Source organism: Companilactobacillus tucceti DSM 20183 (genome assembly GCF_001434665.1).
GTDB lineage: Bacteria > Bacillota > Bacilli > Lactobacillales > Lactobacillaceae > Companilactobacillus > Companilactobacillus tucceti.
The window spans coordinates 1-25,069 of record NZ_AZDG01000005.1 but is presented as its reverse complement, the minus strand read 5'-3'; the positions used below and the strand labels follow the sequence as shown (position 1 = coordinate 25,069).

22 protein-coding genes are annotated in these 25,069 nt (G+C 35.5%); 20 read left to right on the top strand and 2 right to left on the bottom strand.

What is annotated here, in order from left to right; genetic code table 11:
• Window positions 1-11: 11 nt before the first annotated feature.
• From FC72_RS03255 to selA, 8 genes are read left to right on the top strand one after another with little or no spacing between them, the layout of a single operon-like run.
• Window positions 12-1,028, top strand: coding sequence for a proline racemase family protein (locus FC72_RS03255; RefSeq protein ID WP_057764745.1), 1,017 nt, complete (start codon window positions 12-14; stop codon window positions 1,026-1,028).
• A gap of 16 nt (window positions 1,029-1,044) precedes the next feature.
• Window positions 1,045-1,920, top strand: coding sequence for a TSUP family transporter (locus FC72_RS03250; protein WP_057764743.1), 876 nt, complete (start codon window positions 1,045-1,047; stop codon window positions 1,918-1,920).
• A 44-nt stretch (window positions 1,921-1,964) separates the two neighbouring features.
• On the top strand, window positions 1,965-2,987 hold the full coding sequence (gene selD / locus FC72_RS03245) for a selenide, water dikinase SelD (protein WP_057764741.1): 1,023 nt from the start codon (window positions 1,965-1,967) through the stop codon (window positions 2,985-2,987).
• Window positions 2,988-3,000: 13 nt separating this feature from the next.
• On the top strand, window positions 3,001-3,594 hold the full coding sequence (gene yedF, locus FC72_RS03240; RefSeq protein WP_057764739.1) for a sulfurtransferase-like selenium metabolism protein YedF: 594 nt from the start codon (window positions 3,001-3,003) through the stop codon (window positions 3,592-3,594).
• 13 nt (window positions 3,595-3,607) lie between these two features.
• Window positions 3,608-3,874, top strand: coding sequence for a putative Se/S carrier protein (locus FC72_RS03235; RefSeq protein ID WP_057764737.1), 267 nt, complete (start codon window positions 3,608-3,610; stop codon window positions 3,872-3,874).
• A gap of 11 nt (window positions 3,875-3,885) precedes the next feature.
• Window positions 3,886-5,796 carry a selenocysteine-specific translation elongation factor gene (gene selB / locus FC72_RS03230; protein ID WP_057764735.1) on the top strand — a complete coding sequence of 637 codons (1,911 nt, stop codon included), beginning with the start codon at window positions 3,886-3,888 and terminating at the stop codon, window positions 5,794-5,796.
• Window positions 5,796-6,956 (top strand): aminotransferase class V-fold PLP-dependent enzyme, encoded by a 1,161-nt coding sequence (locus FC72_RS03225; RefSeq protein ID WP_057764733.1) that lies wholly within the window; start codon window positions 5,796-5,798, stop codon window positions 6,954-6,956. The genes selB and FC72_RS03225 overlap by 1 nt, the downstream gene beginning before the upstream one ends.
• Window positions 6,956-8,344 carry an L-seryl-tRNA(Sec) selenium transferase gene (gene selA / locus FC72_RS03220; protein WP_057764731.1) on the top strand — a complete coding sequence of 463 codons (1,389 nt, stop codon included), beginning with the start codon at window positions 6,956-6,958 and terminating at the stop codon, window positions 8,342-8,344. The genes FC72_RS03225 and selA overlap by 1 nt, the downstream gene beginning before the upstream one ends.
• Window positions 8,345-8,382: 38 nt before the next feature.
• Here selA and cbpA read toward each other — a convergent pair whose 3' ends face one another.
• Window positions 8,383-9,045, bottom strand: a complete 663-nt coding sequence (gene cbpA / locus FC72_RS03215; RefSeq protein WP_057764729.1) for a cyclic di-AMP binding protein CbpA — start codon at window positions 9,043-9,045, stop codon at window positions 8,383-8,385.
• A gap of 96 nt (window positions 9,046-9,141) precedes the next feature.
• Window positions 9,142-10,125, bottom strand: coding sequence for an L-lactate dehydrogenase (locus tag FC72_RS03210; protein WP_057764727.1), 984 nt, complete (start codon window positions 10,123-10,125; stop codon window positions 9,142-9,144).
• Between the two features lie 144 nt (window positions 10,126-10,269).
• Between FC72_RS03210 and pth the strand changes: the two genes are divergently transcribed.
• From pth to lysS, 12 genes are all read left to right on the top strand, one after another.
• Window positions 10,270-10,827 (top strand): aminoacyl-tRNA hydrolase, encoded by a 558-nt coding sequence (pth, locus tag FC72_RS03205; RefSeq protein WP_057764725.1) that lies wholly within the window; start codon window positions 10,270-10,272, stop codon window positions 10,825-10,827.
• Between the two features lie 127 nt (window positions 10,828-10,954).
• Window positions 10,955-14,473 carry a transcription-repair coupling factor gene (gene mfd / locus FC72_RS03200; RefSeq protein WP_057764723.1) on the top strand — a complete coding sequence of 1,173 codons (3,519 nt, stop codon included), beginning with the start codon at window positions 10,955-10,957 and terminating at the stop codon, window positions 14,471-14,473.
• Entirely contained in the window at window positions 14,470-16,023 is a 1,554-nt protein-coding gene (locus tag FC72_RS03195; RefSeq protein WP_057764722.1) for a polysaccharide biosynthesis protein, read from the top strand. The genes mfd and FC72_RS03195 overlap by 4 nt, the downstream gene beginning before the upstream one ends.
• Window position 16,024: 1 nt before the next feature.
• Window positions 16,025-16,267 (top strand): RNA-binding S4 domain-containing protein, encoded by a 243-nt coding sequence (locus FC72_RS03190; RefSeq protein WP_057764720.1) that lies wholly within the window; start codon window positions 16,025-16,027, stop codon window positions 16,265-16,267.
• Between the two features lie 93 nt (window positions 16,268-16,360).
• The gene (locus tag FC72_RS03185; RefSeq protein ID WP_057764712.1) at window positions 16,361-16,753 is read left to right on the top strand and encodes an FtsB family cell division protein; all 393 of its coding nucleotides are present in this window, start codon (window positions 16,361-16,363) and stop codon (window positions 16,751-16,753) included.
• Window positions 16,754-16,775: 22 nt separating this feature from the next.
• Window positions 16,776-17,171: a S1 domain-containing RNA-binding protein gene (locus FC72_RS03180; protein ID WP_057764710.1), complete on the top strand. Its 396-nt coding sequence runs from the start codon at window positions 16,776-16,778 to the stop codon at window positions 17,169-17,171.
• A gap of 78 nt (window positions 17,172-17,249) precedes the next feature.
• Window positions 17,250-18,554, top strand: coding sequence for a tRNA lysidine(34) synthetase TilS (gene tilS / locus FC72_RS03175; protein ID WP_057764708.1), 1,305 nt, complete (start codon window positions 17,250-17,252; stop codon window positions 18,552-18,554).
• A 9-nt stretch (window positions 18,555-18,563) separates the two neighbouring features.
• Complete coding sequence (hpt, locus tag FC72_RS03170) at window positions 18,564-19,109, top strand: hypoxanthine phosphoribosyltransferase (RefSeq protein WP_057764707.1); 546 nt, start codon at window positions 18,564-18,566, stop codon at window positions 19,107-19,109.
• A gap of 82 nt (window positions 19,110-19,191) precedes the next feature.
• Complete coding sequence (gene ftsH, locus FC72_RS03165) at window positions 19,192-21,339, top strand: ATP-dependent zinc metalloprotease FtsH (protein ID WP_057764705.1); 2,148 nt, start codon at window positions 19,192-19,194, stop codon at window positions 21,337-21,339.
• A gap of 52 nt (window positions 21,340-21,391) precedes the next feature.
• Window positions 21,392-22,273 (top strand): Hsp33 family molecular chaperone HslO, encoded by an 882-nt coding sequence (gene hslO, locus FC72_RS03160; RefSeq protein ID WP_057764703.1) that lies wholly within the window; start codon window positions 21,392-21,394, stop codon window positions 22,271-22,273.
• 100 nt (window positions 22,274-22,373) lie between these two features.
• Entirely contained in the window at window positions 22,374-23,378 is a 1,005-nt protein-coding gene (gene dusB, locus FC72_RS03155) for a tRNA dihydrouridine synthase DusB (protein ID WP_057764701.1), read from the top strand.
• A gap of 50 nt (window positions 23,379-23,428) precedes the next feature.
• On the top strand, window positions 23,429-24,919 hold the full coding sequence (gene lysS, locus FC72_RS03150) for a lysine--tRNA ligase (RefSeq protein WP_201781790.1): 1,491 nt from the start codon (window positions 23,429-23,431) through the stop codon (window positions 24,917-24,919).
• Window positions 24,920-25,069: the final 150 nt, after the last annotated feature.

Genomic DNA, 25,069 nt, shown 5'->3' with positions numbered 1-25,069 from the left:
AGGGAATTATAATGCAATTTAGTAGAAGCATGACTGCAATTGACTCACATACAGCTGGAGAAGCAGCTAGAATTGTTACTGGTGGTATTCCAAAGCTAGTAGGAAATACAATTGCTGAAAAGAAACAATATTTAATTGATCATTATGATGATATTAGAACATCACTCATGTTAGAACCACGTGGTCATCATGAAATGTTCGGTGCTTTCTTACTTGAACCATGCAATCCAGAAGCAGACTTTGGTATTGTCTTCATGGATACTGGTGGTTATTTAAACATGTGTGGTCACAACACAATTGCTGCTGTTACAGCTATCGTTGAAACAGGAATGGTTGATGTTGAACCAGGCGCAACTGAAAAGAAGGTTGTCTTAGATACACCTGCTGGTTTAGTTCACGCTGTTGCACATCTTAAAGAAGGACTACAAGTAGAAAGCGTTTCATTCCAAAACGTACCATCATTCCTATACAAGAAAGACGTTAAAGTAAATGTTCCTGATGTTGGGGAAGTTACTTTGGACATCTCATTTGGTGGAAGTTTCTTCGCAATTTTGCCAGTTTCAGAAATTAACGAAAAAATTGAACCACAAAATTCACAAAAATTAGCAGATGTAGGTATGAAGATCTTGCATGCTGTTAATGACCAAGTTGAAATTCAACATCCAACTTTGGACCACATTAAGACTGTTGATTTAGTTGAAATGTATGGTGAACCAAAGGATGACGAATCAACACTTCAAAATGTTGTTGTCTTTGGTGATGGTCAAGTTGATCGCTCACCTTGTGGTACTGGTACAAGTGCTAAGATGGCTACATTACATGCTAGAGGCAAACTTGATATTGACGAAAAATTCGTTTATGAAAGTATTCTAGAAACTAAATTCTACGGCCGTGTTGTTAAGGAAGTAGAAGAGGGCGGATTACCAGCAGTTATTCCAGAAGTTACTGGTTCAGCCTGGATCACAGGATTTAATAATTTCATGTTCGACCCAACAGACCCATTATCAAAAGGTTTCGAACTGAAGTAGTAGAGGAGGAAACGCCGTGGTTTTAGTTGTTCAAATTATTTTAGCAGTAGTTTTAATTTACTTCGCTATTATCTTTTTCGCCGATTATTACAAACACAGACATGAAAACGACGGAAACATTGTTGTAGCCGGGGTTATTGGATTTATTACTAACTTTTTAGATACATTGGGTATCGGAAGTTACGCACCAACTACTTTGCTATTAAAAGTTACCAAATATTTGAAATCAGATAAATTGATCCCAGGTACACTTACAGTTGCCTGTACCATTCCAGTTATCACAGAGGCATTTCTATTTATTGATGCCATTAAAATGGAAGGTGCAACATTGTTATCAATGGTTGCCGCAGCTGCTATTGGATCATTTACTGGTTCAAAGATTATGACAAAATTTAATGAAAAAATTATTAGAATTATCATGGGTATTGCATTATTCTTAACAGCTGTTTTAATGCTTCTATCACAATTAGGCGTTATTAGTGCTTTAGGTGCTGGTAATACAGCCCTAGGTCTTCATGGCGGTAAATTAGTTATTGCCGTTGTTGTTAACTTTATCTTGGGTGCACTTATGACAGCTGGTGTTGGATTGTATGCACCATGTATGGCCTTGGTTTATATGTTAGGTATGAATCCAGCCGTAGCATTCCCTATTATGATGGCTTCATGTGCTGTTCTTATGCCAGTCGCAAGTAGAGAATTCGTTAAATCAGGAGACTACAACAGACGTGGTAGTATGGGTATCACAATTGGCGGTATTATCGGTGTTGTTATTGCCGTAACATTCGTTAAGAGTCTTGACCTTACTGTTCTAACATGGCTAATTATTGTTGTTGTTACATATACTGGCCTATCAATGCTTTATCAAGGTATCAAACAAAAGAACGCAGCTTAGTTTTTAATTGAGGTTTTTTAAAAATTATATGGGGGGATATTATTATGGATACAGCTGATAGATTGATTGTCTGTGGTGGATGTAATGCGAAACTTGGTCCTGGAAAATTAGAGAATATTTTGAAGGATCTTCATCAAGATAAGAAACCAAATGTAATGGTTGATTTTGAAACAACAGATGATGCTGCTATTTTGAAAATAAATGATGACACTGCAATTATTCAAACAATTGATTTCTTCCCTTCAATGGTAAGTGATCCGTATTTATTCGGCCAAATTGCAGCCACAAATGCTCTTAGTGATGTTTGGGCAATGGGTGGTTCTGTAATTTCGGCATTGAATATAGTCGGTTTCCCTGAGGAAATGAATCAGTCTATTTTACACAAAATTTTAAAAGGTGGACTTGAAAAAGTAACTGAAGCAGGTGGCTTTTTAGCCGGTGGTCACTCCATCCAAGATCATCGTCCAAAGTATGGCCTTTCAGTTAACGGAATTGTTTCACCTAAGAAAATTTTGAGAAATGACACATGTAAATTAGGTGATGATTTGATTTTAACCAAGCCTTTAGGTGTTGGTATTATCACGACTGCATATGGAGCTGAACAAATTGGCGAAGAGGAGTTTAATGAAGCCATTAAGAGTATGACTACATTAAATAAATATGCTGCAGAAATAATTAGAGATTATCCTGTTACAGCATGTACAGACATAACAGGGTTTGGCCTATTAGGTCACTTAAATGAATTTTTACATGACGAATATACAGCTGAGCTAGACTCAACTAATATTCCGATTATCCCTTCCGCATATGATTGTGCCGAAGAGTTATTAGTAACTGGCGGTGGACAACGTAACCGTAACTTCTTAGAAGGCAAGATCGATTTCACCTTCGATGATCCAGCACTAGAAGAGATCCTGTATGATCCCCAGACATCAGGCGGGCTCATGTTTAGTGTTGATCCTAAATATACCGATGAGATATTGGACAAATTAAGCCAGTTGGAGCTTCCCAGTGCAAAAATTGGTAAGATTGTACCGAAGGGTGATTCAGAAATCATAGTTAAATAAGGAGAGTGTAATTTTGGAAAAAATTAATGCGTTAGATAAGGTTTGTCCAGCACCAATTATTATGGCTAAGAAGGCTTTAAAAAAGACTGATGAAGTTGAAATATTAGTAAACGATGACATGGCACCACAAAACCTTAAGAAGTTGGCGGACCAAAAGAGCTACGACTATGACGTAAAAAATGGTGAGAATAATCAGTTCACTGTCACATTAAAGAAAACTGAAAAATCACATGACCAAGCCGAAAGTTCTTCCCTCAATGACCAAGGCAATGCGTATATTGTTGTGATCAATACAGACATAATGGGACATGGAGACGATACCCTCGGTAGGAATCTCCTACATGGATTCGTATCCTCATTAACTGAACAAGATGTTCTACCAGATAAGATCCTTTGCTATAACGGTGGTGTAAAACTACTTGTTGAAGGATCAGATTATTTAACTGACTTGAAAGCACTTGAAGAAGCCGGCGTAAAAGTAATGGGTTGTGGAGCATGTCTCGATTACTTCAATTTGAAAGATAAACTAGCTGTTGGTACCATAACCAATATGTTCAGTATTGTTGAAATGATGAGACAACAGAATCGTATTGTAAGACCAGATTAGAGGCTAAGATAAAATGGAACAAAAATTTGGATTACTAACATTCTCAACAACGCATCAAGCTATATCTACCAACGAACTTTTAAAGAGTAAACAAGAGTTTGAAACCAGCATAATTTCGACACCTGGAAAGATTTCAGCTGGATGTGGTATGAGTGTTAGATTTAATTATTCAGATAAAGATGCTATTTTGAAACTTTTGGCCGATGAAAATCTGCAGTTTCAAAACATCTATGTGGGAACACGTGTAGGTGTGAGAATCACTTATGAATTAGACGATTAAAAGGAGTTATCATGGAAACAATAGGTCAAGATCAAATAATTATAGCGACTGCAGGACATGTTGATCACGGTAAAACTACTTTAATCAAAGCTTTGACAGGAATCGATACTGATTCCACAGAAGCAGAAAAAAAGCGAGGCCTAACCATTAATTTGGGCTTCGCTTTTTTCGATTTACCGAATCATGAACAAGTAGGTATTGTTGATGTTCCTGGTCATGAAAGATTTTTAAAAAATATGATTGCAGGACTTAGTGGAATAGACTTAGTCCTCTTAGTTGTTGATGCTGCTGAAGGAATCATGCCGCAAACTATTGAGCACGTTGATATTATGTCATTACTTGGAATCGACAATTATATCGTTGTTTTGAGTAAGATCGATACTGTTGATGATGAGATGAAAGAGCTTGTTACAGAAGATGTAAAAGATTTCTTAGATAAGCATAATATTGATGCTCCAATTCTTGGAGTGGATGCAATTAGTGGAACCGGTATGAAAGAGCTAATAAAGGTAATGGACGAAAAGGTTGAGAATATTAAGAAACCGAAAACAAACGGTATTCCAAGAATCAATGTTGACCGTTCATTTTCCATTAAGGGATTCGGTACTATTGTTACCGGGACACTACTTGAAGGTGAACTTAATGGGGATATGACTTTAGAGGCTTTTCCAAGTGGCAAGCAAACTAAAATAAGAAATATCCAAGTTCACGATAAGAACGTTAAAAAAGCTGAACCTGGAACTAGAACAGCTATCAATTTGGCTAATATTAAAACTTCTGATATTAGACGTGGGGATGTTTTAACACTTCCTGATAACATTAAGAAAACGTGGATGCTTGATGTTGACTATAAGATGTTACCAGACAAAGATCCTGCACTATTAGGATTGTGGACTCGTGTGAGAGTTTACTTAGGTGCTCGTGAAATTATTGCCCGTGTGGTTCCGTTAGGAATTGATCAAATCGATGCTGACAAAGATAACTATCTTCAACTTCGATTGGAAGAACCAGTTGCTGTTAAAAAAGGTGACCGTTATATTTTACGTACATATTCACCAATGGTTTTGATTGGTGGAGGTAGTGTGCTTGACCCTAATCCAGCTAAGCATCGTCGCTTTAATGAAAAAATATTGAAGCAGTTATCAGTTAAGGCGTCTGGAAATCAAGAACAAATAGTTTTGGATTTTCTGGATAATCAAAGTGCCTTAGGATCAAAAATCCCTGGTTTGGCTGATTATTTGAACTTATCAAATGATGATGTTCAAAAAATGGTCAGTCAATTAGTAGAGGAAAAAGAAGTTATTAAAATTTCCAATCTGATTGTTAAAAAATCTAAGTTAGAAGAGTTTGATAAAGAAATTCTTGATACTCTTTGGAATTATCATAAAAAGAATCGATTACTAAAAGGTATGCCTAAAGAAGAATTGATCACTAAGTTTAAGGGTACAGTCGATAATAGTAAGATTATGGAAAAAATCTTAAATAAGATGGCTGAACGTAAAGAAATCAATTTATTAGGATCATTAGTTTCTGCAGGTGACTTTGAAGTTAAATATAATAAGTATCAAAAGAAAGCTCATGAAGATATTATTCAAGAACTTAATAAATCTCCATTGATGCCACCTAACTTTGAAGATCTAATAGGATCTGACGACACTAAAGCCGAGGTTCTTAAATCTATTGAAGGAGAAGAAGTCATTCGTTTAGGTGAAAGAAACGTAATGTTAAAATCCGCCTTTGACGATGTTTCAAAACAAGTTATCGATTACTTGAAGAAAAATGAAACAATGACTTTAGCCGAATTCAGAGATTTGACTGGTGCAAGTCGTAAGTATGGAATGATGATTCTTGAATACATGGATAAACTTGGATTTACTCGTAGAAAAGAAAATATGAGAATTTTAGCAAAGAAGGGATTGTAATGATCTATTTTGATAATGCTGCAACAACTGCAATTAAGCCTAAAGAAGTTGGAGAAAGTGTTTCTAAAGTTTTAGTAAGTGGACTTTATGGTAATCCTGGACGTGATTCATCTGAATTTAGTGTCAATAGTGGGGTTATCGTTAATCAGACAAGAGACAAGCTTGTAAAGCTATTTAATGTCCCTTCTAATGATTTAGTAACATTTACAACTAATGTTACTGAGAGCCTTAATACCGTTCTAAAAGGTATCCTTAAAGAAGGAGACCATATCATAACAACTGATTATGAGCACAATTCTGTTTTGAGACCGTTGGCTCAATTAAAGAAGAATCGTAATGTTGACGTTGATTATGTAACTTTTGATAAAGAGAGCGGTTTATTATGTGTTGAAGATTTTGAAAAATATTTAAAACCAAATACTAAAGCTGTTGTTTGTAACAATGCATCTAATGTTACGGGATATGTTTTACCTATAAAGAAGATCAGTGAATTTTGTCAAAAGCATAACTTATTGCTGATCGTTGATGCAGCACAAACAGCTGGAGTTGAGGATATTGATATTCAAAGAGATAAAATCGATGTCCTTTGCTTCACAGGCCATAAGTCATTATATGGTCCACAAGGCATTGGTGGAATTTGTTTCAGAAAACCAATTCCAGTTGAACCGCTAAAAAGTGGTGGTACAGGAATTGATTCATTTAACACAAGTATGCCTGAGTTTTTCCCAACTCGTCTTGAAGCAGGAACGATGAATGTACCTGGAATAGTTGGATTATCTGCCGGAATCGATTATCTTAATAAAAAGGGTATTAGTAACATTAAGAATTATATTAATGGCTTAGTTTCAAGAATTATGAAAACTTTGCAACAATATCCAGAAATTAGAATTTATACACCGTTGAATGCAGAGATCACTGGTACAGTTGGTTTTAACATTGGCGATATTGATTCCGCTGAAGTCAGTCAATGGCTTTGGGATAATTATCAAATTGCTACAAGACCAGGTGCACATTGTGCACCAAGAGTTCATGAAAGATATGGTACGGTAGAACAAGGTATTGTCAGAATTTCGTTGTCGAGTTTTAATACCGATGAAGAAGTGGATACTTTCTTAAAGGCAATCAAAGAATTTATGGATATCTATAGAAGGGGATTGTAATGGATCAAAAAAAGTTATTCAGAAGCTTACCATCAGTTAACGATTTGTTGAATTCAGATAAGATCACAAATCTGGAAGATACAGTCGGTTCTAATGAATTGAAAAATTTGGTCCAGGAAGTAATTGAAGATGCTCGAAAATCTATTTTGAGTGGCGATATTACAGATCCTGGAGAAGTTTCAATTGAGTGCATGTATCAAGATTTACTAAGTAAACTTGACGATGATAGAGTATTAGAATTGCAGCCAGTTATTAATGCTACAGGAGTTATTTTGCATACCAATCTAGGTCGTGCAAAATTAGCTGAATCAGCACGTAAGGCGATTGATTCAATTGCAAGTAATGCTACTAATTTGGAATACGATATTACCATAGGTGAACGTGGTGATCGTTATAAAGCAATTGGTAAATTAGTTAGTGAATTAACTGGTGCAGACGATGCGATTGTAGTAAATAATAATGCTGCGGCTGTAATGTTAGTTTTGAGTACTTTCTTTAGTAATAAAGAAATCATTACATCTCGTGGCCAATTGGTTGAAATTGGCGGCTCATTTAGAGTTCCTGACATAATTACTTCAACAGGTGGGATCTTGCGTGAAGTAGGTACGACTAATAAGACTCACTTACGTGATTATGAAAATGCAATCAATGAAAATACAGGTGGATTCTTAATTGTTCATACAAGTAATTATAAGGTGATCGGATTCACTGAGACTCCTGATTCTAGAGATCTAAAGAAACTAGCCGATAAATATAATTTACCACTAATGAATGATTTAGGAAGCGGATTGATGCTTGATTTGTCTGAATATGGATTAGGTAAAGAACCAACTATTAGACAAGAATTGCAAAATTGTGATTTAGTAATGTTTTCAGGAGATAAACTGCTTGGAGGACCTCAAGCAGGTGTAATTGCTGGTAAACAAGAGTACATCGACAAATTGAAACATAATCAGCTTTTGCGGGCTTTACGTGTTGATAAGATGACTTTAGCAGCTTTAACAGCAACTCTTAAAATTTATCGAGATCCTAAAAAAGCTATGACAGAAATACCTGTTTTGAATGCTTTAACAGTTACTGAAGATAAGCTCAAAGAACGCGCTGAAAATTTGTTATCATTGATCAAAGATAAAACAAAATTCAACGCTGAAATAGTAGCTGGACATACAGTTGTTGGTGGTGGATCATTCCCAGATGTTCAACTACCAACATACTTGATCAGTCTTGAATCAGATATTCCGGTAGTTAAGTTAGATAAATTATTGAAATATGCTAAATATCCACTTATTTCTAGAGTTCATGATGAGAGTATTCTATTTGATATTCGTACAATTGATGATCCAGAATTTGATAAAATTATTACAGATTTAAATGGTATAAAAGCGTAAAAAAAATAAGCCGACCAGGTTGTGGTTGGCTTATTTTTTTATAGCGTATGTTTATCTAAAATTTTTCCGGAATTTAAATCATCTATTTCTGAAACTATAAAGCTCTTTTTCTCTAAGCGCGTGATGATATTTTTCAAATCTTCAATCGTTGTTTCAGCAGGTAAGGTGAATAAATTTCTTCTTACTACTTCATTAGTTTTAGCATCCAATGTGATACAGCCTGAAATAGAAACATATTTGGCAATGATCTTTAACATTTTAGCTAGATCACCACGTTCACCAGTAGAACTGACTGTTAGGACATAACTACTTACCTCAAGATTCCAAGCGTCTGATAACATGCTTAAAAGACTAGCATGGGTCAAGATTCCGTAGAACATGTTTGATTCATCTAAAACAGCAATGTAAGGCAAATCTTTAATATTGAAAAATACCTTGAAGAATGGTGAATCAACATTGATCGTCTTTGTTGCATTCTTCATCAAAGTTGTTACGGGAAGACTCATGTCTCCCCCACGTGATTTATGACGATAGATGTGCATCTTGTAAATATTTCCCCTGAATATTTGACCACTCTCATCTAAAATAGGAACACATCTGAAACCTGAATCTTCAAGAACCTTTAAAGCCTCTTCAAGTGTTACAGTTTCTTTTACTGTGACTAACTTGTCTTTTTTAAGTACTAATGACTTAACTAACATATATTTCACATCCTATCTAACTATATGAAATCAATCATACCGTATAATTTCACAAAAAAAAAGAATGCCTAAGCATTCTTTTATCAATATTAAAGATTATTGACGACCTTTGATACCTGTAGCTTCAAAACCATCTTTAAGAATCTTTGTAAGTTCTGCAGCTGATTTCTTCATTTGTTCTGATTCTTCAGCATTCAATGGAACTTCGATGATTTGTTTTAGACCTTTACGGTTGATGATAGCAGGTGAACCGATATAAATATCAGAAACGCCATATTCACCATTCATCATGTTTGATAATGGAAGAACTGTGTTTTCATCACTTAGCAAGGCTTTTGAAATTCTTGCAAGAGCAGTACCGATACCGTAGAATGTAGCACCCTTAGTATTGATAATGTCGTAAGCTGCGTTAACAACTTTCTTGTAGATAGCGTCAAGAGTATCTTGTGTAACTTCTGGATGTTTTTCCATCCATTCAGCCATTGTTACGCCACCGATTGATAGATGTGACCATGCAGCGAATTCTGAATCACCGTGTTCACCCATGATGTATCCGTTAACTGAACGAGGATCGATTCCAAGTTCTTCACCAACGAATTTTTGTAATCTAGCAGTATCTAGTGATGTACCTGAACCAATTACACGTTCCTTAGGGAAGCCTGAAAGTTTCCAAGTAGCGTATGTCAAGATATCAACTGGGTTTGCGGCAACCAAGAAGATACCATTGAATCCTGATTCAACGATTGGATCAACAATTGTCTTCAAGATGTTAAGGTTTTTGTTAACAAGGTCTAGTCTTGTTTCACCTGGTTTTTGTGGAGCACCAGCAGTGATAACAACAAGATCAGCGTCTTTAGCATCTGAGTATTCACCAGCGTGAATGTTCTTAGGATATGAGAATGGAAGTGCATCAGCAAGATCCATTGCGTCACCCTTGATCTTATCTTTAGCGATATCGCAGATAACTAGTTCTTGTGCAATACCTTGTAGTGTCATAGCGTAAGCAAATGTTGAACCTACAGCACCGTCACCGACTAGAAGTACTTTTTGATGATTCTTTTCGTTTGTTGGAGTCGTCATATTAAATATCATCCCTTCAAAATAAATATGTTCCGAATATAATTATACAAATAAAGCATGAAAATAAACAGGGGCATTGCAAAAAAAGTAAAAATTAGCTAGTTTGAAAATGATATAATTGAAGTTCGAAATGAGGTATTTAATATGAAATTAGTCGTTGGTTTAGGAAATCCCGGTAAAAAATATGATCGCACAAAACACAACATGGGTTTTATGACGATTGACAAATTAATGGAAGAATATGCTCAGACACAAACTAAAAAAGATTTTGAAGCTGAGTATTGTAAATTTAAAGTGGATGGCGAGACGGTATTTTTAGTTAAACCTTTAACATTTATGAATGAATCTGGAAGAGCTGTCAGATTCTTGATGGGCTATTATCAAATTCAACCAGAGGAAATTATGGTTATTCAAGATGACCTTGATATGCCTATAGGTAAAGTAAGATTACGAGCCAAGGGTTCAGCAGGTGGTCATAATGGAATTAAGAGTATAATCTCATCTGTTGGGACAAAAGATTTCAAACGGATCAAAATAGGTATCCAACATCCTCAAAAGCAAACAGTTGTAAATTGGGTTTTAACACCATTTACAAAAGATAACGAGCCAGTAGCGTTGGCAGGGATAGATAAAGCTGCCGATGCAGTCAAAGATTGGATTGCTGGAGATAGTTTTGATCAATTAATGAATAAATATAACTAGGGCGTAGCTTGGATACGACAAATATTTAAGGTAATAAGGTTATCCAAACTAGAGCCCGTTTAAAAACAAAAAGCTGCTGTGTGAAGAATTTATTTCATAAAAGCAGCTCACAATAAAGGGGCCAAAATTGAACTTAATAGATTTTATTGCTAAAAAGTTAGATTTAGGGAAATTTATCAGCCAAGTCAAGCCAGCAACTAAAAACATGCTGACTGGTCTAACTGGCTCAACGATTTCCCTTTTTGTGCTGGAATCATTAAAACAAACGAATAAGAAAATAATATTGGTGGAAAATACTAATTTTCATGCTAATAAAACATATGATGACTTAAACCTTCTTGATAGTGAAAATGTACATATTTTCCCAGTTGAAGAAGCTATATCGACTGAAATAGCAACAAGTTCTCCAGATGAATTAAGCCAACGCCTAGATTCGTTGAATTTTTTGATCAGCGATAAACCAGGGATAGTCGTTACTTCTGTGGCAGGATTGGAATACGCTTTATCAGATAAAGAGCTTTTCAAAGCAGCACAGCTGAACATCATCAAGGATGAAGAGTATGACTTAGAAAACCTAAATAGTACTTTTGTACAAATGGGTTACAACAAAGACAAATTGGTTGCTAAGCCTGGAGATTTTGCTATACGTGGTGATATTGTCGATATTTATCCTTTAGATGTTGATGATCCTATCAGAATAGATTTCTTCGGAAATCAAGTTGAGAAGATTAAATCTTTTGATTCAGAAACACAACGTAGCTTAAAAGAGATGGATCAAATAAATATATCTCCAGCCAATGATCGAGTGATTACTGATGAACAAATTGCTGCCGGTCTAAAAAAACTAACTAAGAGTCACGATAAGCAGTTAAAGGCCGCTGATAAAGACACAAAAGATAACTTAGAAATTGCCTTTGGACAAATTATTGAAGAGCTATCTGAAAAGATGCGACCAGATAATATCGGAAGCATTATTAATTATTTGATTGCTGAACCTAGCAGCCTGATCGATTATTTAGGTGATGGTGATTTGATCATCTTTAATGAATACAATCGTTTGGTCGAACAGTCAAAAGATAATTTGGCAGATAATCAATCTTGGTTAGCAAGTCAATTGGAGTATGGGAAAAGTTTACCTGAACAGACGATTCGTCAAGAATTTGTTGATGTTTTAAAAGATAATAAGAACCCACAAATTTATTTATCAGCCTTTCAACAAGGAATGGGTCATATTCGATTAAATCAATTGGAAAATGTTCCTGTTAGAAGTATGCAGCAGTTTTTCAGTCAGATGCCACTACTCAAATCCGAAGTCGAGCGTTGGCAAAAACAGAAGTATACAGTTCTCTTATTAATAAATAATGAAAAGAGAATTTCAGCGATAAATAATACTTTGGTAGATTTTGGTATTAAAGCTACTTTGACTGATGACAAGGTTATTGAGCATCAGACCCAAATTATGAATGCCAGTTTGGGATTAGGCTTTGAGATGCCTGAAGAAAAAGTTGCTATTATTACTGAAAAGGAATTGTTTAATAAACAACCTAAAAGAAGACGTCATCAAACTTTAGCCAATGCTGAACGTTTAAAGAGCTATAACGAGTTGAAACCAGGGGACTATGTTGTCCATGTAAACCATGGTATTGGTAAGTTTATTGGTATGCAGACAATGGAAGTCGATGGCAAACATCAAGATTATATTACGATCGAATATCGAGACGATGGACGATTATTTATTCCTGTATCTCAACTTGATATGGTTCAAAAGTACGTCTCAGCCGAAGGTAAATCTCCACGAGTTAATAAACTTGGTGGGAATGAATGGCAAAAGACGAAACGAAAAGTTCAATCTAGTATTGAAGATATTGCTGATGATTTGATTGATCTGTATGCTCAAAGAGAAGCTGCTAAAGGATACGCCTTTCCTAAAGATGACGAATTGCAACATGAATTTGACGATGCCTTTCCTTATCCAGAAACACCTGATCAATTACGTTCAACTGATGAAATAAAGCGCGACATGGAAAAAAATCATCCGATGGATAGATTATTAGTTGGGGATGTTGGCTTTGGTAAAACTGAAGTTGCATTAAGAGCTGCCTTTAAAGCAGCAGAGGCCGGCAAGCAAGTAGTATTTTTAGTCCCAACCACTTTGTTAGCTCAACAACATTACGAAACTATGAAAGAACGTTTTGAAGGTTTTCCAATTGAAATTGGGATGTTATCTAGATTCCAGACTCGTAAACAGAGTAAAGAAATCGTTGAACAGTTGGAATCAGGTGATATTGATATTGTCGTAGGGACACATAGATTGCTTTCAAAAGATGTTAAATTTCATGATATTGGTCTTTTGATCATTGATGAGGAACAACGTTTTGGAGTTAAACACAAAGAAAAAATCAAGCAATTGAAGTCAAATGTTGATGTATTGACATTAACGGCAACACCAATTCCAAGAACATTAAATATGTCTATGCTAGGTGTACGTGATTTATCTTTGATCGAAACGGCTCCAAGTAATCGATATCCCGTTCAAACTTATGTAATGGAACAAAACTATCAAGTTATTGCAAGTGCGATAAAGCGTGAGATGGAACGTGGTGGACAAGTGTTTTATCTTCATAATCGAGTGGAAGATATGGAGCAAGTTGCTAATCAACTGCAAGCCTTAGTTCCAGAAGCAAGAATTGCAACAGCTCACGGTCGTATGACTGAGACACAAATGGAAGGCGTAATATCCGACTATTTAAATGGTGATTATGATGTATTAGTGACAACGACAATTATTGAAACGGGTGTTGATATGCCTAATACCAATACCTTGATCGTTGAAAATGCTGATAGATATGGATTATCACAACTTTATCAAATCAGAGGTCGTGTAGGACGTTCTAGTAGAGTTGCCTATGCATACTTGATGTATAAACCTAATAAGGTATTGACCGAAGTAGGTGAACAACGTTTGGAAGCTATTAAAAACTTTACCGAATTAGGTTCTGGTTTCAAAATAGCTATGCGTGACCTGTCGATTCGTGGTGCAGGTAATTTATTAGGTAAGCAACAACATGGATTTATTGATTCAGTTGGATTTGATCTATACACACAGATGCTTAATGATGCAGTTGCTAAAAAGAGAGGCCATACTAAAGCTGAGAAAACTAATTCTGAAGTTAATTTGGAATTGGAAGCTTATATTCCTAAAACTTATATTAGTGATGAACGTCAAAAAGTTGAATTGTATAAACGTATTCGCCAAATAGATTCAAAAGAAAACTACCAAGAAGTTCGTTCAGAGTTGTTAGATCGTTTTGGTAAGTATCCTGATGAAGTTCAAAACTTATTAGATATTAGCTTGTTGAAAACATCGTTGGATGAATCACTTATTAACAGTGTTGTTATGAGAAACGGAATGATCAATGTTAAATTCTCTAAAAAAGCAAATGACTATTTAACAGGAGATCTAGTATTCAAATTCTTAGGTAATACAAGCATGAAGGCCACTGTTCATAACAATAACGATGAATTCAAAATAACTTTGGATTCAGGAAGTGTTAAAAAGAATGAGTGGTTTGGACAATTTGAAACATTTGCTCAAAAGATGGAAAAAGAGTTCGATAAATTAAAGAAAGTTAAAACAAAAGAATGAGAAAAGAAACCTCAAGAGCCATACAGGGGACTTGGATTCTGACGATTGCCTCATTGTTTTCGGAATTATTGAGCGCAATATATCGAATACCTTTACAAAATATTGTTGGGGATAGGGGCTATTTTATTTATCAACAGGTTTATCCAATTTATGGGATATTTTCTGTTTTAGCATTATCAGGATTGCCAGTAGTTATCTCCAAAGTTTTTGCGCAACAATCTGGAATTAATGCCAAAAGTGAGTTAATGAAAAGAACATTTATAAGCTTAATGATTATTAGTGTTTTGATTACAGCATCTTTATGGATAGCAGCTCACAAGTTAGCGTTCTTTATGGGAGACCCCAATCTTTATCATGAAGTTAGGGCAGTCTCGTTAACCTTTTTACTAATACCTTTTGAAGCTAGTATCCGAGGGTATTTCCAGAGTGAATTAATTATGGAACCAAGTGCCATATCACAAATTTCAGAGCAGTTAGTACGAATAATTGTAATTATTGGTGCAGCAATGATGTTTGGTAGAGGGTTACTTAGTGAGTATCAAATGGGAACAATTGCAAACGGTGGTGCTTTTGTTGGTGGATTGTTTGCCGTAATTATTTTGATGATCTCACTTTTTATAAAACGTCCCTTTGTAAAAGATGACAGTAATATAGGACTAAAATTTGAAAAGGGCTTATCGTTAGAGATAGTTTTGATAATTATCTTTACTGGGATAACAATTTTTTATCAGTTTATTGATTCATTTTCGATGTTGAGATTATTGATGAAATCAGGTAAATCACTTCCTGAAGCTGAGATACTAAAAGGTATTTTCGATCGAGCCCAACCATTGATCCAATTAGGGATAGTTATCTCATTGTCATTTGTTTCAGCGATTATGCCGCAGTTGAAATCTAATAAATTTGACAATAATAAACAACTTATTGGAAAAATGATGCGAGTATGTTTATGGTTGGCGACCGCTGAAACGGCTGGATTGATTTCTTTGATGCCGATTGTGAACACGATGCTATTTACTAATGCAGATGGTTCGTTTGCGTTAGGAGTATACATGTTGTCGATAGTTATTGTTTCAGGAATAAACTTGTTGATTGCCGTAACAAGTAGTGACAATGAAAAAAATATTATTAAATTGTTAATATTTTTAGTATCATTGGTAGCTAAAGCGGTCTTGAATGTTGTTCTTATACCACATTTCCATATTGTTGGGGCAGCTCTTGCAACTGTCTTGAGTGAGTTGGTTATATTGGTCGGGTTGTTGATCATCTATACAGGTGATCGAAAAAATCTACTGATAAGTGGAGAGTTCACTTTCAAAGTCCTTTCTTTAGGACTATTCATGGCATTATGTATTAGAGCACTAGAAAAATTTATGACACATTATTTACCTTTAACACGTGGTAGTAGTGTGTTGATAAATTTGATTTTAATTCCAATCGGGGTATTGATCTATTTATTGATGTCTAAAGCATGGAAAGTTTTAGAAAAATCAGAATGGGAAATTTTACCGATGGGAAAACTAATTATAAAGATTATGAGGATTAAGTAGAATGAGACTAGATAAATTTTTGAAAGTAAGTCGTATTATTAAGAGAAGAACCGTCGCTAAGGAATTTGCCGATAACGGTCGAGCAAATGTTAATGACCGTGTGGCTAAGTCTTCAACTGATGTTTCTGTTGGGGATGTTTTGGAAATGCACTTTGGTGAAAGAACTATGAAAGTTAGAATCTTGAATATTAAAGAAACAACTAAAAAGAGTGATTCAACAGAGATGTACGAAGAAATCGATTAAATGTTGTGTTTAGATTAAAAAGCATAGAAAACGGTTCAAATCACTATGAAAACTTGGTATACTCAATGTATTAATTCCTAGGGGTGTAGCAACATGGAAGTACATAAATTAGCTAATTCAAATGTTTCTGTAATTAAACCGAAACATACAAATACTTCTAAAAATACTGGTCGAATCGATTACGTTAAAAAGATTCATAAACGTAGATTGACGGCTATTGGGGTTATTTTTGCTTTGGTGATTTGTGTGCTGGGATTTCAAATAATCAATGCTCATCAAGCTTATTCTAGAACGGTTGATAATATTGCCGTTAGTCAGAAAAAACTAGAGAAGCAAAGAGCAACAAAGAGCAGTTTGAAAGTTGAAAAAGCACAACTTAGTGACAAGAGCTATCTAGAGAAATATATTCGTGAAAAGTATATGTACTCTAAACCAGGTGAACAAGTTTATAACTTGCCTGATTCAGCCAATACTTTTCAAAAATAGGGAAAGGGATTTTTTTATTTAGATGACAGTTGAAGTAGGATCTAAAACAGAAGGTAAAGTTACTGGAATTACAAATTTTGGAGCATTCGTTGATTTAGGCGAAGGACAAAGCGGAATGGTGCACATCAGTGAAATTGCTGATGGCTACGTCAAAGATATTCACGATGTCTTAACTGTCGGTGATACTGTAAAAGTTTTAGTTCTTAACGAAAAGGATCATAAGATTGCATTATCGATCAAACAAGCAAGTGATAGACCAAAACCTAAGCGTCATTTTGAGAAAAAGCCACAACATAAACCAGTGGAAAATTTTGATGATATGATGTCTGATTTCATGAAACAAAGTGAAGAAAGATTGACTACTATCCGTAAAAATACTGAAGGTAAACGCGGTGGTCGCGGCGGTCGCAGAAGTTAATTAAATTAAAAGCGTTTCGTTTACATTGTAGGCGGAGCGCCTTTTTTTTCTAAATAGTAATAAATTAAGAAGGACAGTATGAGAATAGAGAATGAATTAATTGGAACTGTGAAAAAAGTCTTACAAAGATATCGAGCCAAGAGAATTTTGATTGCTGTATCTGGCGGTGTTGATTCAATGGTCTTATTAACCATAATTAGTAAATTAATACCAAAAAACGAGTTTGGGGTTGTTAATGTTGACCATGACCTACGTCCAGAAAGTGCTAGTGAAGTAAGATTTTTGAGAGATTTTTGCAAAGAAAAAGGCTTTAAATTTTATACGACTAAATGGACTAAACATTCACCTGATATGGGTATGGAAGCAGCAGGAAGGCAATTTAGATATGATTTCTTTGCTAAAATCATGGATCAAGATAACTATGATACGTTGTTAACTGCACATCACGGGAATGATTTGGCTGAAAACATTCTTATGAAGATGATACGTTCTGGTAATGTTTTTGAAGTTACAAGTTTAAAACAACAACGTAATTTCAAAGTAGGTCAATTAGTTCGACCGTTATTGAAATTTAGTAAATCTGATTTGAGAAAGTATGCTAAGAAACGAGAAATAAAATTCGTTCAAGACGAAACCAATTTTGAAGATATTACAATGCGTAATAGATTAAGAAATAATATTTTTCCAGAACTAGAGAAAGAAAATGGTCAGGTATTATCGCACTTTAGATTATTTGATCAACAAATGAATGCACTTATATCTTTAGCCATGGAGAAATTTTCCAAGATAGAAAATGATATGAAACTACATGATTTGTCAGGAGAATTATCTCCGGTTGAAGAATTAGATCATAATCAGCAAACGCTATTTTGGGGTAGCTTTTTTACACGAAATTTAGATATCTCTGTTAGCAACAAGCAGATCGATCAGATTATCGATGTTATTGAAAATAATCGTCCTAATGCTCTTGTTGATTTGGAGGATAATTGGGTTTTCCAAAGATCGTATGAGCGATTTGAAATCAAGAAAATGGATTCTAAAATTAATTTAAAAAAATTGATTGAAGTCAACCAACCGATTAAAATTAACGGGTATAATCTAGTTGTAAAAAAAGTACCTGTTTCAGAAGCTGACATAGTAGTGGAAAAAATGCCTGAGCAAATTATGCTTAGAACTAGACAGGCTGGTGATAAATTAGCAATAGGTAATAATCTTCATCAAAAATTGAGTAAAAGGTTTATCAACAAAAAAGTACCAGAATATCAAAGAGATCGATCAATTATTTTGTTATTCGATAATCAAATAGTATGGGTTGAAAAAATCTATAAGATAAGCGATTATTTTAAGCAAGGTAATTATGGTTTCAAAATAGACTTTAGATGAGGTAAAAAAATGAATTCAGATATCGAAAAGGTTCTAGTATCACAAGAAAAAATCGAAGAGACAAATATTCGACTAGGTAACGAGCTAACCAAAGACTATGCCGACAAGAATCCCTTGTTTGTTTGTATCTTACGTGGTGCAGCTATGTTCATGATGGATTTAGTTAAAAACATTGATATACCAATGGAGTATGACTTCATGGATGTTTCCAGTTATGGTGGTGAGAATACATCAACTACTGGAGAAGTTAGAATCATTAAGGATTTGGATACACCCTTGAGTGGTCGTGATGTAGTTATTGTCGAAGATATTATTGATACAGGATATACTTTGGATCGTTTGATCGAGTTATTTAAAACACGTAACGCCAAATCGATCAGAATCGTTTCATTCTTAGATAAACCAGCTAGAAGAATCAAGCATGTACATGTTGATTATGTTGGTGTTCAAATACCAGATGCCTTTGTTGTTGGGTACGGAATGGACTTTGATGAACATTATCGTAACTTGCCATATGTTGGTGTTTTAAAGCCAGAGGTTTATACAACAAAATAATCAGGATAGCGGTATAATTATTATTGCGTTAATATCCACCAATGTTACAATATGTAGCGTCTAATTAATTAGGAGGAAATGTATGAAAAACAATCGAAATAGGTTAATTAATAATAGCCTGTTTTACATCTTGCTCTTTGTTGTTTTAGTGCTTGCAGCAAGTTGGTTTGCTGGCGGTCAATCCTCAGATCAATCTAAAACACTAAGTCAAGATCAATTTATTACTCAACTTAATAAAGGGAAAGTTAAGAGTTTTAAAATCGAGCCTATCGGAGGAGCTTATCAAGTAACTGGTGAATACAAGAAAGCTCAAAAGACTACGGCTACTCAGTCAGTTTCACTATTTAGCCGTAGACAATCGACTAGATCATCGAAAGTAACACAATTTACTTCAACTGTGTTGCCTAATAACGATACTTTAAAACGAATCAATAACGCAGCTGAATCTAAAAACGTAAAGACTACAGCTGCTCCTAAATCACAATCCTCACAATGGATTTCATTGATTCTAACCTTAGTATTGCCATTCCTTCTCTTCTTCTTCATTATCTTTGCAATGATGGGAAGAGGTGGACAAGGTGGAGGATCAAATCGAGTTATGAACTTTGGTAAATCTAAAGTTAAACCCGAAGATCCTAAAAAGAATAAAGTTAGATTCTCTGACGTCGCTGGTGCTGAAGAGGAAAAGCAAGAACTTGTTGAGGTTGTTGAGTTCTTAAAAGATCCAAGAAAATTCGTATCACTTGGTGCCAGAATTCCATCAGGTGTTTTACTAGAAGGTCCTCCTGGTACTGGTAAAACTTTACTTGCTAAGGCCGTAGCTGGTGAAGCAAAGGTTCCTTTCTATTCAATTTCTGGTTCAGACTTTGTTGAGATGTTTGTTGGTGTTGGTGCATCTCGTGTTCGTGATTTATTCGAAAATGCCAAAAAAGATGCTCCTTCTATCATCTTTATCGATGAAATCGATGCCGTTGGTCGTCAACGTGGTTCAGGTACTGGTGGCGGTAACGACGAACGTGAACAAACACTTAACCAATTATTGATTGAAATGGATGGATTTACAGGTAATGAAGGTGTCATCGTTATGGCTGCTACTAACCGTTCCGATGTCCTTGATCCAGCCCTATTACGTCCAGGCCGTTTTGACCGTAAGATTTTAGTTGGTCGTCCAGATGTTAAGGGACGTGAAGCTATTCTTAAAGTTCATGCTACAAATAAACCATTTACAGATGATGTTGATTTAAAGGTTATTGCTCAACAAACTCCAGGTTTTGTTGGTGCTGACCTTGAAAACTTACTAAACGAAGCTGCCTTAGTTGCCGCTAGACGTGGTAAGCAAAAGATCGATCCATCAGATATTGATGAAGCTGAAGATCGTGTTATTGCAGGACCAGCTAAGAAGAATCGTGTGATTTCTGATAAGGAACGTCACATGGTTGCATATCATGAGGCTGGACACGCTTTGATCGGATTAGTCTTAAGTGATTCACGAGTAGTTAGAAAAGTTACGATCGTACCTCGTGGTAAGGCTGGTGGTTATGCCATCATGCTTCCTAAAGATGATCAAAACTTGATTACTAAGAAGGAATTAACAGAGCAAATTGCTGGTTTACTTGGTGGTCGTACAGCTGAAGAAATTATCTTTGGTCAACAATCATCAGGTGCTTCAAATGACTTTGAACAAGCCACACAAATTGCTCGTACAATGGTTACTGAATATGGTATGACTGATCGACTAGGTCAAGTTCAACTTGAAAAGAATGGTCAACCATTTGGTGGTGGAAGCTACCGTGCTGAACCTTCATATTCAGAAGAAACTGCTAACGCAATTGATCAAGAAGTTAAACGCTTCTTGGATGAAGGACACGAACAAGCTCGTGAAATTATCGAGAGCCACCGTGAACAACATAAATTGATTGCTGAAGCATTGCTCAAGTATGAAACTCTTGATGAGAAGGAAATCTTAAGTCTATTCAATACAGGTAAGATGCCTGCTGATGATTTGAAAGAAGAATTCCCAAGTGAGAGTGCTGCTACTTTTGAACAATCTAAACGTGCTGTTGAAGCTAAAGATGCTGCTAAACAAAAATCTGAAGATACAAAGAATGATGACGATGATACTAACAAGACAGAATTCCCTTCAGAAAAAGATAGTAACACTAGTGACGATAAGCCAAATGCTGATGATTCAGACGATCAAAATAATCATGACGATAATCAGGATAAATAAAAAAAGCGACTCGTTTGAGTCGCTTTTTTGAACGGAAAAATGGGAGATTACAATGACAGATACGTTAACTAAATCAGTTTCAACTGATGGAAAATTTAGAACTTATGTTATCAATGCTACAGATACTATTGCAGAAGCACAAAAGAGACATGATACTTGGTCTAACTCTACAGCTGCACTTGGTCGTACAATGATAGGATCAATTCTTGTTGCTACATCTACTCTCAAAGAAGATGAAGTTTTAACTACAAGAGTGGTCGCTGATGGACCTGCTGGAGCTATTGTTGTAGATGCTAATGCCTCTGGTACAGTAAAAGGATATATTCAAAACCCACATGTAAGTTTACCTTTGAATAAAGATCACCATATAGATGTTAAAGGTGCCGTCGGAACTAATGGTACTTTGAGTATCACTAAAGATCTACATATGAAAGATCCATTTACAGGACAAGTACCAATTGTCTCTGGAGAAATTGGAGCTGATTTTACATACTATATGGCTAAATCAGAACAGATTCCTTCAGCCGTCGGAGTGTCAGTTTTTGTTCAACCGAATGAAACAGTCGGAGCTGCCGGAGGATTTTTGATTCAAACATTGCCTGGAGCAAATGATGATGATATTACAAAAATAGAAAATAATTTAAAAATCATTCCAAACTTATCTACTCTTCTTAACGAAGGATTAACAAACGAGCAGGTTTTAGGTAAATTAATGAATGGTATTGAAATGAAAGTACTTGATACAATGCCAATTGCATTCAAATGTGATTGCTCTAAAGAAAAATTCGCTAAGTCGTTAGCAACTATCTCTGAAGATGAACTTCAATCTATGATCGATGAAAATCATGGAGCTGAGGCTGTCTGCAAATTCTGCAATAATAAATATCAATTTTCAGAAGAAGACCTAAAAGAAATTATTGCGGAAAAGAAGTAATCACGTTTGCCATAAACGCTAAAAATTTGTTATTATTGCAAGTTGTAATTAAAGAATATTTTCTAAGCAGAAATTCTGTTTAAAAATAGAGGTAAGCAATATGGAATGGAATATAGGAAATGTAACAATTCCTAATCAACTTGTTGTTGCACCGATGGCCGGAATAACTAATGCATCGTTTAGATTAACTGCTAAGGAGTTTGGCGCTGGGTTAGTTGTCTGTGAAATGGTTAGTGACCAAGGTATCAAATATCATAATAATAAAACTTTAGATATGTTGACGGTCGATCCTAAAGAACATCCAGTTAGTATTCAATTATTTGGAGGGAGCAAAGAATCGTTAGTTAACGCTGCAAAATTTGTTTCCGAAAATACCGCTGCTGATATTATTGACATCAACATGGGTTGCCCAGTTAAAAAGGTCGTCAAGATTGACGCTGGTTCAAGATGGCTATTAGATCCTGATAAAATCTATGAAGTAGTTAAGGCTGTCAGTTCAGCCATTGATAAACCATTAACCGTTAAGATGAGAACTGGTTGGGATGATGATCATCTTTTTGCAGTTGAAAATGCTTTGGCTGCTCAAGAAGGTGGTGCGGCTGCGATTGCTATGCATGGGAGAACTCGTGCACAGTTTTATCAAGGACATGCCAATTGGGATATACTGCATGAAGTAGCTCAAAACTTGACGATTCCTTTTATGGGAAATGGTGATATAAGAACTCCACAAGATGCTAAAGCGATGATTGAACAAGTTGGTGCTGATGCAGCCATGGTGGGCCGTGCAGTACTAGGTAACTTTTGGAAACTGCGTGCAATGCAAGAATATATTGGTACAGGAGAAATTATTCCTGATCCATCTATTAGAGAAAAAATTAATATAGCTAAACTTCAGCTGGAACGTTTGGTAGACTTAAAGGGTGAGCATGTTGGCGTACCAGAATTTCGTCAACAAGCAGCATACTATCTAAAGGGTATTCCACATGCCGTAAGAACCCGTGCTAAGGTCGTGCAAGTTGATACCATGAAAGAAGTATTTGATATATTAGATGATTTTGTTGAAAGTTATGAAAAACGAGAAGCAAGATCAGCAAGGATTTCATAGAAACGGGGGAGAACAGTTTGGGAAACCAAAAGAATAAGCAAGGAAAAGAAATGAACGATCAGCTACGTGTTCGACGTGAGAAGCTAGCTGAATTATATGATGAAGGTGTAGATCCATATGGTTCACGCTTTGTTAGAACTGATTTAACAGAGGAACTTCACAGTAAATATAACGAAGAGGACAAAGAAGTCCTTGAAGAACAAAATACTCCAGTTATTATTGCTGGTCGTATGATGACTAAACGTGGTAAAGGTAAAGTTGGATTTGCTGATATCAAAGATAGAAGCGGAAAAATCCAAATTTATGTACGTAAAGATGAGGTAGGAGAAGAAAACTATCATATCTTTAAGCGCGCTGATATTGGTGATCATTTAGGTATTGAAGGCCACGTTATGAAAACTGATATGGGTGAATTGACTGTTAAGGCTACAAAGGTAACAATGTTAGCTAAGTCATTACGTCCATTGCCAGATAAATTCCATGGTTTAACAAATGTTGAACAAAAATATCGTCAAAGATATCTTGACCTTATTGCTAATGATGATAGTTTTGATCGCTTTAAGAAACGTTCAAAGATTATCTCAGCAGTTCGTGAATACTTAGATGGTGAGGATTTCTTAGAGGTTGAAACACCAACATTGAATGCTCAAGCCGGTGGTGCCAACGCTAAACCATTTATTGCTCATTACAATGCTTTGGATGAGGATATGTATCTAAGAATTGCTTTGGAGCTACCTTTGAAGAGATTGGTTGTCGGTGGTTTTGAACGTGTTTATGAAATTGGCCGTGTTTTCCGTAATGAAGGTTTGGATACACAACACAGTCCAGAGTTCACTTCATTGGAAACATACGCTGCATACTTTGATTTCAATGATGTTATGGATGAAACTGAAGGAATTTTCAGACATGCTGCCAAAAAGGCTCTTGGAACAACTCAAATTACTTATCAAGGTGAAGATGTTGATTTAGGTAAGCCTTTCAAACGCATTTCGATGGTTGCTGCTATCCAAGAAAAAACTGGAATTGACTTTACTAAAGAAATGACAATTGATGAAGCACGTAAATTAGCTGATGAAAATAATGTTCACTATGAACAATATTGGAAAGTTGGCCACATTATTAATGAGTTCTTTGAAACATTTGTTGAAGATAACATTAAAGAACCAACATTTATTTATGGTTATCCAATTGAAGTTTCACCTTTAGCTAAGAAGAATAAGAAAGATCCTAGATTTGTAGATCGCTTTGAAGTTTATATTCTAGGTCATGAATACGGTAATGCCTTTACTGAATTAAATGATCCAATCGACCAACGTGAAAGATTTGAAGCTCAAGTTGCTGAAAGAAATGAAGGTAATGACGAAGCCGAAGGAATCGATAATGATTATGTTGAAGCTTTGGAATACGGTATGCCTCCAACAGGTGGACTAGGTATTGGTATCGATCGTTTGGTTATGTTGCTAACAGACGCACCTACAATTCGTGATGTCGTATTGTTCCCAACTATGAAACCAGAAGATAATAGTAATAATCCAGAATAAATAAATAAAAAAATTAAAAAAAGTCGACGATTTTCGTTGACTTTTTTTGTTGTTTTTAGGTATACTAATATAGTTGTTGAAACGCATAACGGCATGGAGGATTAGCTCAGCTGGGAGAGCATCTGCCTTACAAGCAGGAGGTCACAGGTT